Here is a 12,818-nt window from a genome sequence, read left to right as displayed (position 1 = left end):
AGGCTCCCTGAGTCACGGAAAGACGTCAGGGGGAGGCGGAGGGCCTCCCCCTGACGGAGGGTCAGCGCGCCTTGCGGCGCGAACCGGGGCGGCGTTCGCTCGGCCGGTAGACCGGCTCGCCCGCCGCGGTGGCGGCGTCCCGGCGGGTGGCCCCGAAGTCGGCCAGCGCCTGGGCGAGCGCGGACGCGGACGGGGCCGGGGCCATCACGTCGACCCGCAGGCCGTGCTCCTCCGCCGTCTTGGCGGTGGCCGGGCCGATGCAGGCGATGACGGTCACGTTGTGCGGCTTGCCGGCGATGCCGACCAGGTTCCGGACGGTCGAGGACGAGGTGAACAGCACCGCGTCGAAACCGCCGCCCTTGATCGCCTCGCGGGTCTCGGCCGGCGGCGGCGAGGCGCGCACCGTCCGGTACGCCGTCACGTCGTCGACCTCCCAGCCGAGTTCGACCAGGCCGGCCACCAGGGTCTCGGTGGCGATGTCGGCGCGCGGCAGCAGCACCCGGTCGATCGGGTCGAACACCGGGTCGTACGGCGGCCAGTCCTCCAGCAGGCCGGCGGCGGACTGCTCGCCGGACGGCACCAGGTCGGGCTTCACGCCGAAGTCGACCAGCGCCTGCGCGGTGGTCTCGCCGACCGCCGCGACCTTGATGCCGGCGAACGCCCGGGCGTCCAGGCCGTACTCCTCGAACTTCTCCCGGACGGCCTTGACGGCGTTGACCGAGGTGAAGGCGATCCACTCGTAGCGGCCGGTGACCAGGCCCTTGATGGCCCGCTCCATCTGCTGCGGGGTGCGCGGCGGCTCGACCGCGATGGTCGGCACCTCCTGCGGCACCGCGCCGTACGAGCGCAGCTGCTCGGACAGGCCGTGGGCCTGCTCCTTGGTGCGCGGCACCAGCACGTTCCAGCCGAACAGCGGCTTGGTCTCGAACCAGGAGTGCGAGGCGCGGTGGGCGACCTGCTCGCCCACCACGGCTATCACCGAGGTCGCCGGGTCCACCGGGGCCGACACCGGCGAGGGCAGCACCCGGGCGGCCTTCAGGTCGGCGGCGATCGCCGCCAGGGTGGAGGTGAAGGTGCGCTGCCGGGTGGTGGTGCCGGACAGCGTCGCGGACAGCGCCGCGTCGGGCTTGCGGCCGTGCGCCACCAGGGCGTTGGCGGTCGCCGGCAGCTGGCCCAGGGTGGTGCGCACCACCAGCGTGGTCTCGGGCGCGCCCAGGTCGACCAGCTGGCCGCCGAGCAGCGCCTCGCCGTCCACGAAGCGGACGTCCGCGCCCTGGTCGCCGCGGAGCGGCACACCCGCGTAGGCGGGCACGCCCACCGACTGGGCGACGCCGGGGACGACCTCGAACGGCACGCCGGCCTTGGCGCAGCGCAGCATCTCCTGGGCGGCGCAGCCGTCCAGGCCGGGGTCGCCGTCGACGGTGCGGACCAGGTGGCGGCCCGCCTTGACCGCGTCGGCGGCCAGGTCGGACAGCTCCTTGCCGGCCTCGGCCGGGTCGAGCACCTGGACGCCGCTGGGGCAGTGGGTGCGCACCGCGGCGGCGGTCAGCGGGTCGGCGATCAGCACGTCGGCGGTGCTGAGCACGTCGACGGCGCGCAGGGTGAGCAGCCCGGGGTCGCCGGGGCCGGCGCCGAGGAAGGTGCAGCGCCCTGCGGGCGGGTGGAAACCGGCGGCGGTCATCGGGCGCGCTCCCCCATCAGGTTGGCCGCTCCGGAGTCGAGCAGCCGGGTGGCCAGGGCGCGGCCCAGGGCCGCGGCCTGCTCCTCGGCGGTCTCGTCGGGGACGAGCGGGCCGTTGGCGGACATCTTGAGCAGTTCGGCGCCATCGGTGGTGCCGACCACGCCGTCCAGGCGCAGTTCGGTGCCGGCCCAGGCGGCCAGCGCGGCGACCGGCGCGGAGCAGCCGGCCTCCAGGGTGGCCAGCAGGGCGCGCTCGGCGACCACGGCGGCCCGGGTGGGGGCGTGGTCGAGCCGGGCCAGCACGGCGGCCAGGGTCGGGTCGACGCACTCGACGGCCAGCGCGCCCTGCCCGGGGGCGGGCAGCATCAGCGCGGTGTCGAGGTGCTCGGTGATCTCGGCGTGGCGGCCGAGCCGGTTCAGGCCGGCGGTGGCCAGCACCACGGCGTCGAGCTCGCCGGAGGTGACGTAGTTGATCCGGGTGTCGACGTTGCCGCGGATGGCGACGGTCTCCAGGTCCGCGTCGTGGGCGCGGGCCCAGGCGTTGAGCTGGGCCATCCGGCGCGGGGAGCCGGTGCCGATCCGGACGGTGCGGCCGCCGGCCTTGCCGACCAGCTCGGCCAGGGTGAGGCCGTCCCGGGCGATCAGGGCGTCCCGGACGTCCTCGCGCTCGGGGACGGCGGCCAGCAGCAGCCCGGCGGGGGCGGCGGTGGGCAGGTCCTTGAGCGAGTGGACGGCCAGGTCGATGCGGCCCTCCAGCAGGGCGTCGCGCAGCGCGGAGACGAACACGCCGGTGCCGCCGATCTGCGCCAGCGACTCCCGGGAGACGTCCCCGTAGGTGGTGATCTCGACCAGCTCCACCCGGCGGCCGGTGATCTTGGCCACCTCCTCGGCGACCATGCCCGACTGGGCCATGGCGAGGGCGCTGCGGCGGGTGCCGAGGCGCAGCGGCGTCACTGTCTCTGGACCATTCATGAGGTGATCGTCCTGGTCGTGCTGGGGGGCTGACGGGGTGTTCATCTGGGCGCTCCGGCGGGCGGGGCGACGGCGGCCTGGGCGGCTGGGACGCCGCCCGCCGGGATCGAGGATCCGGCCTGGGCGCCGATCGGGGTGCCGGAGACAGCGTGCACTGCCGCGGGGTCCAAGTCGAACAGCTCGCGCAGGGCCTCCGCGTAGGAGGCGCCGCCGGGCTCGGCGGCGAGCTGCTTGACCTTGACGGTCGGGGCGTGCAGCAGTTTGTCGACCACCCGGCGCACGGTCTGCGAGATCTCCGCGCTGGAGCGCTCGTCCAGGTCGGGCAGCCGGGAGGTGAGCCGGGCGAGTTCGCTGCGGACCACCTCGGAGGCCATGGCGCGCAGGGCGACCACGGTGGGGGCGATCCGGGCGGCGCGCTGCGCCTGGCCGAAGGCGGTGACCTCGTCGCCGACGATGGTGGTCACGGCGTCCACGTCGCCGGCGCCGGGGGTGGCGGCGTGCGCGTGGGAGAGGCTCTCCAGGTCGACCAGCAGCGCGCCGTCGAGCTCGCGCACGGCGTGGTCGATGTCCCGGGGCATGGCGAGGTCGAGGAAGGCGAGCGGCTGCCCGGCGGTCCGGGCGGCGAGTGCGGCGGCGACCTCGGGGGCGTCGATGACGGTGCCGGCCGCGCCGGTGCAGGAGATCACCAGGTCGACGTCGGCGAGCGCCTTCGGGACGTCGGCGAGGTCCAGGGTGCGGGCGGCGCCGCCGAGGATCTCCACCAGGCGTTCGGCGCGGGCCGGGGTGCGGTTGGCGATCTGCAGCTCTGCGACGCCGGCCCGGACCAGGGTGGCGGCGGCCAGCGAGCTCATCGAGCCCGCGCCGACCACCAGGGCGCGCTTGCCGGCGATCGGGCCGGCGCCGGCGGCGACCTGCTCCAGGCCGAAGGTGACCAGCGACTGGCCGGCCCGGTCGATGCCGGTCTCGCTGTGGGCGCGCTTGCCGACCCGCAGGGCCTGCTGGAACAGCTCGTTGAGGCCGCGGCCGGCGGTGTGCTCGTCCTGGGCCTTGGCCAGGGCGTCGCGCAGCTGGCCGAGGATCTGGCCCTCGCCGACGACCATCGAGTCCAGGCCGCAGGCCACCGAGAACAGGTGGTGGACGGCGCGGTCCTCGTAGTGCACGTAGAGGTGCGGGGTGAGCTCGTCGAGGTCGACGCCGCTGTGTCCGGCGAGCAGCTGGGACAGCTCGGCGACGCCGGCGTGGAACTTGTCCACGTCGGCGTACAGCTCGATCCGGTTGCAGGTGTTGACCAGCGCGGCCTCGGCGACGGTCGCCGAGGCGGCGGCGTCGTGCAGCAGCCGGGTCGGGGTGTCGCCGGTGAGCGCGGCGCGCTCCAGCACACCGACCGGAGCGGTCCGGTGGCTCAGACCGACTACCAGAAGACTCATGCCCCCACCTCGTCGTGACGGATGTTGGTGCTCACGCCGGCATCACCGCGGACAGGTCGTCGTCCGGGCCCTGGGAGCCCTTGGCGGCCGGGGTGTTCTTCGCCTGCTCGGCGGCCTTGCCGCCGCCGGCGGCGCGGCGCAGCTTGGCGGCGGCGGCGCGGACCGGCCCGGGGGCGCGGTCGAGCACCGAGTCGCCGGCGGACGGCTCGTCGCCGGCCTTGCGCTGCTCGTGGAAGGCGAGGATCTGCAGCTCGATCGACAGGTCGACCTTGCGCACGTCCACGCCGTCCGGGACGGTCAGCACGGTCGGGGCGAAGTTCAGAATGCTGGTGACGCCGGCCTCGACGAGGCGGTCGCAGACCTGCTGGGCGGCGCCGGGCGGGGTGGTGATGACGCCGATGGAGACGTGCTGGGTGACGACGATGTCCTCCAGCTCGTCCATGTGCCGGACCGGCAGGCCGGCCGCGGTGCTGCCGACCACGTTGGGGTCGGCGTCCAGCAGGGCGGCTACCCGGAACCCTCGGGAGGCGAAACCGCCGTAGTTGGCGAGCGCGTGGCCGAGGTTGCCGATGCCGACGATGACGACCGGCCAGTCCTGGGTGAGGCCGAGCTCGCGGGAGATCTGGTAGACGAGGTACTCCACGTCGTAGCCGACGCCGCGGGTGCCGTAGGAGCCCAGGTAGGAGAAGTCCTTGCGGAGCTTGGCGGAGTTCACGCCGGCGGCGGCGGCCAGCTCCTCGGAGGAGACGGTCGGCACGGAACGCTCGGACAGCGCGGTCAGCGCCCGCAGGTAGAGCGGGAGGCGGGCCACGGTCGCCTCCGGGATGCCCCGCGCGCGCGAGGTCCGGCGCGCGGCGCCCGGGTCGGGCGTCTGCGAACTGCTGGGTGAGGGTCGGCCGATTGCCACGTTGCTCCTGTGGGTGAAGCTGGGCTTGGACCGCCAGGCTATGCGTTTGTGAACGTGTGCACAAAGATGGTGTCCGATTTGTCCCCGAACAGTGACACGCATCACTCGTAACCCGCCGCGCCGATCAGCGGACGCGGCCCCTCCACTCCGGCCGGCCACGGTCCCAGCGGGGTCCACCGGCGCAGCAGCGACACCCGCCCCCGGGAACGGGCCGGGCCCAGCCGCGGCCACGGCACCGCGGCGGCCGCCGGCACCGGCTCCTCCGCCGCGGCGCCGCTGCGCAGGCAGTGCCGCAGCAGTTCGACGGTGGCCTGCGCGTCGCCGAGCGCGGTGTGCGCCGGGAACCAGCCGAGCCCGGCCGCCTCCACGCACGCGGACAGCCCGAAGCCGCCCGCCTGCGGCAGCAGCCGCCGGGCCAGCCGCATCGTGCACAGCGCCGGCACCGGCGGCAGCACCACGCCGATCCGCGCGAACTCCCGCTCCAGGAACGCCCGGTCGCAGGTCACGTGGTGCCCGACCAGCACCCGGCCGGCCAGCAGCTCCAGCAGCGCCGGCGCGATCTGCCGGAACCGGGGCGCGCCGACCACGTCCTCCTGCGCTATCCGGTGCACGTGCGTCGGTCCGACCGGCCCGACCGGGTCGAGCAGGGTGGCGAACTCCCGCTCGGTGCGCAGCGCGGCGTCCAGCTGCACCACGGCCACCTCGACCACCCGGTGGCGCCAGGGGCTACGACCGGTGGCCTCGACGTCGACGACGGCGTAGCCGCTCATCGAGCCCTCCTCCTGCACAGCCCCCGGCGGACACGGAAAACCGTTCGATGGTAAGCCGGGGGCCGGGCGAACTCCTAGGACGATCTCTGTCGAACGTCTACGAAGGACCGCCCGGACAGGCCGGTGCGAGGAGGGTCACACCGGCCGCGCGGTCAGGCCAGCGCCTTGCGCAGCCGCTGCTCGTCGACCCGCCAGAAGTCGTGCTGGCGGCCGTCGATCAGGGTCACCGGGATCTGTTCGGCGTACTGCTCGTACAGCGCCGGGTCCTGCAGGATGTCCTTCTCCTCGAAGCCGGCGCCGAGTTCGCCGGTCACCTTGAGGATCACCGCCCGGGCGTCCTCGCACAGGTGGCAGCCGGGCTTGCCGATCAGCGTCACGGTGATCTCGGCCGGGTTCTTCTTCGCACGTCGCAGCAGGCTCACGCAGTCATTGTGCCGCCGCACACGCGCCGGGCAGGACGCCCCCCGTTCACCGGTGCGGCACTCCTCGGACACGGGGCCGGACGCCCCGGCTGACTATGCTCGTCGCATGGCAGCGCTGCGAAGGCTCACCAGGTCAAGGCGTTCCACCGACGAGCGGACCGCCCTGGCGGGCGAGGCCGCGGCCGACGCCGCCCAGGAGCAGCTCGCCCCGGACGGCGCGGAGCCCGCCCGGCCCAAGGCCCCGGAGGGCGACCACACCCCGGTGCCCGGGGACGTCCGGGCCGCCGCGTTCTTCGACTGCGACAACACGATCCTGCGCGGCGCCGCGATCTTCTACCTCGGGGTCGGCCTGTACCGGCGACGCTTCTTCACCCGCCGCGACCTGGCCCGGTTCGCCTGGCAGCAGGCCGCGTTCCGGCTGCGCGGCGCCGAGAACGCCGAGCACATCGCGGACGCCCGGGACAGCGCGCTCGGCCTGGTCGCCGGCAAGCGCACCGCCGACCTGGAGCGGATCTGCGAGGAGATCTTCGAGCCGGTGCTGGCCGAGAAGGTCTGGCCCGGCACCCGCGCCCTGGTGCAGATGCACCTGGACGCCGGCCAGCGGGTCTGGCTGGTCACCGCCGCCCCGCAGGAGGTGGCCCGGCTGATCGCCCGCCGGCTCGGCATGACCGGCGCGCTCGGCACCGTCGCCGAGACCCGCGACGGCGAGTACACCGGCCGGCTGGTCGGCGGCATGCTGCACGGCCCCGCCAAGGCCGCCGCCGTCCAGGCGCTGGCCCGCCGCGAGCACCTCGACCTGTCCCGCTGCGCCGCGTTCAGCGACTCCGCCAACGACATCCCGATGCTCAGCCTGGTCGGCCACCCGTACGTGATCAACCCGGACGCGGCGCTGCGCCGGCACGCCCGGGCGATGGGCTGGCGGGTGCGGGACTTCCGCACCGGGCGCAAGGCCGCCCGGATCGGCGTCCCCGCCGCGGCCGCGCTCGGCGTGGCGGCCGGGGCGACCGCCGCCGCAGTGGCGATCCGCCGCCGTCAGCGCGCCTGACCCGCCGTCAACTCACGTCTCCCGCGCACGTCAACCGGCCACCGCCGACACGCCGCCCACGGGTGGACCCGCGCCTCGTCGCGGCGCGGCGGCCCCTCCTCCCGGGTGACGGCCCGGCGGCTCCCGGCCGGTGACCGGAACTGATCGTTCGACAGTCCGGCAAAGTCGTGGGTTGGGACCGCCGCGACCGGGGAAACCCCGGCCTTCCGGCACCGTTCGGTCACCGGACGCGCACAACTGGTCACATTGAGCCCGTGGATCGGCGTCAACTCCGGTCACCGAGAGGTGATTATGCGCAAGAAGTGGACCTCCTCCGACCACTTCGACCACGCGGTGTAGCTGTCATTGCACAAAGCGTTATTCTCTCCTGGTGCACGCCACCCGAAGCGTCCCCGTGACGGGTGGTCAGTGCGGCGTGCTCTCCGCACAGGCGGAGGTGATCCGTCCACAGTTCTGCCTCTGGGAGTCCCGTGTACCCACCCGTCCGGAACGACGCGCCAGCCAACTCCCGCCCGTCGACCGCCAGTCTGCGCCGCGGTGTGCGCCTGGAGCGACTGTGGGCCGCCATCCGCGAGTTCGAACTGATGGTCCCCCGGCCGACGTTGGCCGGCGCCGCGGCCGCCCCCGCCGCGTTCGCCGGGCCGCTGCTGCGCTCCACCGCGGCGGGCTCCACCGCCGCGGGCAGTCCGGCCGCCGACCGGCGCGGCCGCACCGTCCCCTCCCCCGGGACGCGCGGCCGCTCCCGCACCGCGCCCGCCGGCCCCGGCTACGACACCGAGCACAACCCCGTCGTCGACCTGGTCGAGCGCGCCCAGAACGGCGAGAGCGAGGCCTTCGGCCGGCTCTACGACCACTACGCCGACACCGTGTACCGGTACATCTACTACCGGGTCGGCAGCCGGGCCACCGCCGAGGACCTCACCAGCGAGACGTTCCTGCGCGCGCTGCGCCGGATCGGCACCTTCACCTGGCAGGGCCGCGACTTCGGCGCCTGGCTGGTCACCATCGCCCGCAACCTGGTGGCCGACCACTTCAAGTCCAGCCGCTTCCGGCTGGAGGTCACCACCGGCGAGATGCTGGACTCCAACGAGTGCGAGCGCAGCCCCGAGGAGTCGGTGCTGGAGTCGCTCTCCAACGCCGCCCTGCTGGACGCGGTGCGCCGGCTCAACCCGCAGCAGCAGGAGTGCGTCACGCTGCGCTTCCTGCAGGGGCTCTCGGTCGCCGAGACGGCCCGGATCATGGGCAAGAACGAGGGCGCCATCAAGACGCTCCAGTACCGGGCGGTGCGCACGCTGGCCCGCCTGCTGCCGCCCGACGCCCGCTGACCCGCCGTGGCCGACACACCCGACAGACCCCCGCCCGCCCGCACCGCGCCGGACGCGCCGTCAACCCGCCCCGCGCGCCTGCCCGTCCGGGTGAGGGAGCGGTCATCTGCTCTGCTTAATACGCCAGGGGGGTCGTGCGTAACCGACTCCCGACACCGCTCGTTGGCCAGCGTGCAGTCCGCCACCGGGCCCGCAGTCAAGTGGGATCTCGAACTGTCACCCGATGGTGTGGTTTCGGCCTGTCGGGACAACCAACCGACGGGCCACGGTGTCGAAAACGACGAAGGGAGGTGTGGCCCGTGACGGCAAACGTGCTGGAGCACCGGCGGGCGAAGTCCTTCGCCGAGGCGCTGGAGGCCCACCAGAGTGACCACCGGAGCAGCGGCGCACACCGGGCCGGCTCCGCCGCCATGACCGAGCTGCTCGCCACGGCCGACGCCCTCGGCTCGCTGCCCGCCCCCGCGCTCACCGCCGAGACGCGGACGGTCCAACGCGCCCGGCTGATGGCCGCGTTCGAGCGGCAGTGGGCCGACGGCGCACCCACGGCGGTCATCCCCCTCCAGCGCGGCCGGCGCTCCCGGCGCACCCGCTGGGGCCGCCGCCTCGCCATCGGCGGGCTGGTCGCCGGCGTCGCCGTCGGCTCCCTCGCCGGGGCCGCCGCCGCCTCCACCGGCGCCCTGCCGGGCGACGCCCTCTACGGCATGAAGCGCGGCCTCGAAGGGCTCCGCCTCGACCTGGCCGACAACGACTCCGAGCGCGGCGCCCTGCTGCTCCAACAGGCCTCCACCCGGCTGGACGAGGCGCAGACCCTGCTCGGCCGCACCGACCCCGGCAGCGCGCTCAGCCCCGCCACCGTCGACCAGGTCCGCCGCGCCCTCGACGACATGCACGCCGAGGCGCTGCGCGGCCGCGACCTGCTCCGCGCCGTCTACCGCTCCAACGGCTCGCTCGCCCCGATGCGCGAACTCGCCGGCTTCGCCGGGCAGGACGAACGCTGGACGGCCCTCCAGTCCCGCCTGCCGTCCGGCCTCACCACCCAGGCCGACAAGGTCGACCGCCTGTTCAGCGAGATGAGCGAGGACGTCGCACCGCTCCGGCTGATCCAGCCCGCCGCCCAGAGCGGCGAGGGCGGTGCCACCGGCGGCAGCAGCACCGGCACCGGCCCGCAGCAGCCCGGCAGCGGCTCCCCGGGCGCCGGCAGCGGCGGCGCCGGCCGCGCCCCGGGCGGCACGCCCAGCTCGCACGCCACCCCGGCGGCCACCCCGCCCGCCCAGCCCGGCCTGGGCGACCTGCTGGGCAGCCTCACCGGCGCGACGCCCGCCCCGGCCGGCACCCCGGCCCCGGGCAGCACCCCCGCGCCGTCGGGCTCCCCCGCCGCGCCCGCCGACGGCAGCCAGGGCCTGAACCTGCCGCCGCTCCTCCCGGGCCTGCTGCCGGGGCTCACCCTCGGCTGACCCGGCCCGGTCTCCCCGCGCCCGCACCGGGGCGCGGGGAGACCGCCCGGTGCGCGGTGACGGCCAGTCGCTCGGTGCCGGCCGGCTGCTCGGTGACGGGCCGTCAGCCGAAGACCGAGCGCCGCTGCACCAGCAGCTTGTACAGCGTGTGCTGGATGGTCTCCCGGACCTGGTCGGTCAGGTTGAACACCAGCATCGGATCGTCGGCGGCCTCCTTCGGGTAGCTGTCCGTCGGGATCGGCTCGCCGAACTGGATGGTCCACTTGGTCGGCAGCGGGATCGCGCCGAGCGGGCCCAGCCACGGGAAGGTCGGCGTGATCGGCACGTACGGCAGGCCGAGCAGCCGGGCCAGGGTCTTGAAGTTGCCGATCATCGGGTAGGTCTCCTCCGCCCCGACGATCGAGCACGGCACGATCGGCACCCCGGCCCGCAGCGCGGACGCCACGAACCCGCCGCGGCCGAACCGCTGCAGCTTGTACCGGTCCGCGAACGGCTTGCCGATGCCCTTGAAGCCCTCCGGCCAGACCCCGACCACCTCGCCGCGCTCCAGCAGCGTCTGCGCGTCCTCGTTGCAGGCCAGCGTGTGCCCGGCCTTCCGGGCCAGCTCGTTGACCACCGGCAGCACGAACACCAGGTCCGCGGCGAGCATCCGCAGGTGCCGGTCCGCGTGGTCGTGGACGGCGACCTGCGTCATCAGCGCGTCCAGCGGAATCGTGCCGGAGTGGTTGGCGACGATCAGCACCCCGCCCTCGGCCGGGATGTGCTCGGTGCCGCGGACCTCGATCCGGAAGTACTTCTCGGCCAGCGGCCGGAGCAGCGCGAGGAACACCTCCTCGGTCAGCTCCCGGTCGAAGCCGAAGTCGTCGACCTCGTAGTCGCCGGTCAGGCGGCGGCGCAGGAAGCCGAGGCCGGAGGCGGCGCGCTGCTCCCAGCCCTTGCCGAGCAGCCGGGTCGCGGTCGCGCCGAGCTGGCCGGAGAGCGCCGCGCCGACGCCGTCGGCCAGCCGGTCGGCGAGCGCCGGGCGCGGCTCCGGGCCGGACCAGCTCGGGGCGGACTCGATCGGGATGACCTTGGCCGCCGGGTCGGCGGGCTCCCGGGCGGCTGTCATCGCGGCCTCAACTCCTCGGGTTCGGTGGGGCGGGGGTCGGCGAGCAGGGCGGTGAGCCGGTCGGTGACGGCGGCCAGCCGGGCCGGCGGCAGCGGGCCGGGCGTCACGTGGGCGGCGAAGTCGGCGAACGCCCCGGGGGTGCTCCAGCGCGGCGTGAAGCCGAACGTCCCGCGCAGCAGCGCGGTGTCCACCACCCGTCCGTGGGTGAGCAATTGGAGCTGTTCCTGGGAGAACGCGCGGTCCGCGGGGGCGGTCAGCTGGCGGGCCAGCTGGGCGACCGCGCCGAGCGCGGGCCGCAGCAGCGGCACGGTCGGCCGGCCCAGCCGGCGGGCGCACTGGGAGAGCAGCAGCACGCCGTCGCCCGCGACGTTGTAGGTGCCGGTCGGCGCGTCCAGCGCGGCCAGCCGGAGCACCTCCACCGCGTCGTCCTCGTGGACGAACTGCAGGCGCGGGTCGTGGCCGAGCGCGGTCGGCAGCAGCGGCAGCCGGAAGTACGCGGTCAGCGGGGTGTCGCCGTCCCGGCCGAGGATGTTGGCGAACCTCAGCACCGTCACCGCGACGTCGGGGCGCCGGCGGGCGAACCCCCGCACGTAGCCCTCGACCTCGACGGCGTCCCGGGCGAAGCCGCCGGCCGGGACCGCCTTGGGCTGCATCCGCTCGCCGAACACCGCCGGGTCGCGGGGCGCCGAGCCGTAGACGGCGGTGGTCGACTTGACGACCAGCCGGCGCACCCCGGGGGCCTTCTGGCAGGCGCCGAGCAGCTGCATGGTGCCGATGACGTTGGTCTCCTTCACCAGCGCCCGGCCGCCGTGGCCGAGCGAGGTGACGTTCAGGTGCACCACGGTGTCGACGTCGTACTCGGCGATCACCCGGGCGATCGCCGGCCGCCGCAGGTCGACCTGCGCGTACCGGACGCCGAGCGGCAGCTCCGGCGGCGGCGGGCCGGCGTCCGCCCCCACCACCAGGTCCACGCCGGACTGTTCGGCGATCTGTCCGGCGAACCGCGCACCCAGCCGGTGCGCGACGCCGGTGACGAGCACGACCTTGCCCACGTTGCCGCGACCTCCCTGGCTGCCGATCCGGCCTTCCCCCTGGCCTGCACCGTACCGCGCCGCGGTCACCGGAGCGGAAACGCCACTGCCCGCCGCCGGAAATCATCCGGGGGCGGGCAGAGCGGAAACCTGGCGGCGCGAGGCGACCGCAGGCGGTGTTACTTCTTGTTGCGACGCTGCACGCGAGTGCGCTTCAGAAGCTTGCGGTGCTTCTTCTTGGCCATACGCTTGCGACGCTTCTTGATGACAGAGCCCACGGAACATTCCTCGCTCACTCGGACCCGCGCCCGTGAGGAACGGGAGTCCATACGACTGACGGAGGGCCTAGCCTACCGTCCACCTCGCGTTTGCCGTAATCGGTGTCCCGTGGTGGTTGTCGGCGGCTGCGGAGCTACGCGCTCTGCAGCCGCACGTAGGACTCCTGGAGGTACTCGTGCACCTTCTGCTCGGGCACCCGGAACGAGCGTCCGACCCTGATGGCCGGAAGTTCGCCGCTGTGCACCAGGCGGTAGACCGTCATCTTCGAGACCCGCATCACCGAGGCGACCTCGGCGACGGTCAGGAAGACCACATCCTGCAGGGGACGCTCGCTCATGACCCTCACCCGACCCTTACCCGTGTGCAAGGCACCGGCTTCCCCTCCGGTGACTCCACCG

At 74.6% G+C, this 12,818-nt stretch carries 13 protein-coding genes; 3 read left to right on the top strand and 10 right to left on the bottom strand.

Features of this window, described 5'->3' with window-relative positions:
• Positions 1–61: 61 nt before the first annotated feature.
• The 6 genes from ACFV1L_RS29360 to ACFV1L_RS29335 all read right to left on the bottom strand — a co-directional run bounded on the left by ACFV1L_RS29360 (position 62) and on the right by ACFV1L_RS29335 (position 6,178).
• On the bottom strand, positions 62–1,681 hold the full coding sequence (locus ACFV1L_RS29360) for a bifunctional uroporphyrinogen-III C-methyltransferase/uroporphyrinogen-III synthase (protein ID WP_035863695.1): 1,620 nt from the start codon (positions 1,679–1,681) through the stop codon (positions 62–64).
• Complete coding sequence (hemC, locus tag ACFV1L_RS29355) at positions 1,678–2,652, bottom strand: hydroxymethylbilane synthase (protein ID WP_380371405.1); 975 nt, start codon at positions 2,650–2,652, stop codon at positions 1,678–1,680. Before hemC ends, ACFV1L_RS29360 begins: the two co-directional genes overlap by 4 nt.
• Before the next feature lie 41 nt (positions 2,653–2,693).
• The gene (locus tag ACFV1L_RS29350; protein ID WP_380371402.1) at positions 2,694–4,079 is read right to left on the bottom strand and encodes a glutamyl-tRNA reductase; all 1,386 of its coding nucleotides are present in this window, start codon (positions 4,077–4,079) and stop codon (positions 2,694–2,696) included.
• Between the two features lie 31 nt (positions 4,080–4,110).
• On the bottom strand, positions 4,111–4,980 hold the full coding sequence (locus ACFV1L_RS29345; protein ID WP_380371477.1) for a redox-sensing transcriptional repressor Rex: 870 nt from the start codon (positions 4,978–4,980) through the stop codon (positions 4,111–4,113).
• Positions 4,981–5,087: 107 nt separating this feature from the next.
• Positions 5,088–5,756: an exonuclease domain-containing protein gene (locus ACFV1L_RS29340; RefSeq protein ID WP_380371401.1), complete on the bottom strand. Its 669-nt coding sequence runs from the start codon at positions 5,754–5,756 to the stop codon at positions 5,088–5,090.
• Between the two features lie 152 nt (positions 5,757–5,908).
• On the bottom strand, positions 5,909–6,178 hold the full coding sequence (locus tag ACFV1L_RS29335; RefSeq protein ID WP_380371398.1) for a glutaredoxin family protein: 270 nt from the start codon (positions 6,176–6,178) through the stop codon (positions 5,909–5,911).
• Positions 6,179–6,284: 106 nt separating this feature from the next.
• On the opposite strand from ACFV1L_RS29335, the gene ACFV1L_RS29330 reads away from it, so the two are divergent.
• The 3 genes from ACFV1L_RS29330 to ACFV1L_RS29320 all read left to right on the top strand — a co-directional run bounded on the left by ACFV1L_RS29330 (position 6,285) and on the right by ACFV1L_RS29320 (position 10,002).
• Positions 6,285–7,223 (top strand): HAD family hydrolase, encoded by a 939-nt coding sequence (locus ACFV1L_RS29330; RefSeq protein WP_380371396.1) that lies wholly within the window; start codon positions 6,285–6,287, stop codon positions 7,221–7,223.
• Positions 7,224–7,693: 470 nt separating this feature from the next.
• Complete coding sequence (locus ACFV1L_RS29325; RefSeq protein ID WP_380371394.1) at positions 7,694–8,548, top strand: ECF subfamily RNA polymerase sigma factor, BldN family; 855 nt, start codon at positions 7,694–7,696, stop codon at positions 8,546–8,548.
• Between the two features lie 299 nt (positions 8,549–8,847).
• Positions 8,848–10,002: a DUF5667 domain-containing protein gene (locus ACFV1L_RS29320; RefSeq protein WP_380371393.1), complete on the top strand. Its 1,155-nt coding sequence runs from the start codon at positions 8,848–8,850 to the stop codon at positions 10,000–10,002.
• A gap of 103 nt (positions 10,003–10,105) precedes the next feature.
• Here ACFV1L_RS29320 and ACFV1L_RS29315 read toward each other — a convergent pair whose 3' ends face one another.
• From ACFV1L_RS29315 to ACFV1L_RS29300, 4 genes are all read right to left on the bottom strand, one after another.
• Complete coding sequence (locus ACFV1L_RS29315; protein ID WP_380371391.1) at positions 10,106–11,110, bottom strand: lysophospholipid acyltransferase family protein; 1,005 nt, start codon at positions 11,108–11,110, stop codon at positions 10,106–10,108.
• Positions 11,107–12,162 (bottom strand): NAD-dependent epimerase/dehydratase family protein, encoded by a 1,056-nt coding sequence (locus ACFV1L_RS29310; RefSeq protein ID WP_380371389.1) that lies wholly within the window; start codon positions 12,160–12,162, stop codon positions 11,107–11,109. Before ACFV1L_RS29310 ends, ACFV1L_RS29315 begins: the two co-directional genes overlap by 4 nt.
• Before the next feature lie 158 nt (positions 12,163–12,320).
• Positions 12,321–12,419, bottom strand: coding sequence for a 30S ribosomal protein bS22 (locus ACFV1L_RS29305; RefSeq protein WP_003948845.1), 99 nt, complete (start codon positions 12,417–12,419; stop codon positions 12,321–12,323).
• A gap of 134 nt (positions 12,420–12,553) precedes the next feature.
• Positions 12,554–12,757 carry a helix-turn-helix domain-containing protein gene (locus tag ACFV1L_RS29300; RefSeq protein ID WP_035863710.1) on the bottom strand — a complete coding sequence of 68 codons (204 nt, stop codon included), beginning with the start codon at positions 12,755–12,757 and terminating at the stop codon, positions 12,554–12,556.
• Positions 12,758–12,818: the final 61 nt, after the last annotated feature.

The sequence above is a fragment of the Kitasatospora sp. NPDC059646 genome (genome assembly GCF_042734615.1).
Classification (GTDB): domain Bacteria; phylum Actinomycetota; class Actinomycetes; order Streptomycetales; family Streptomycetaceae; genus Kitasatospora.
The sequence above is the reverse complement of the archived record's forward strand: the minus strand, read 5'-3'. Positions and strand labels throughout refer to the sequence as shown.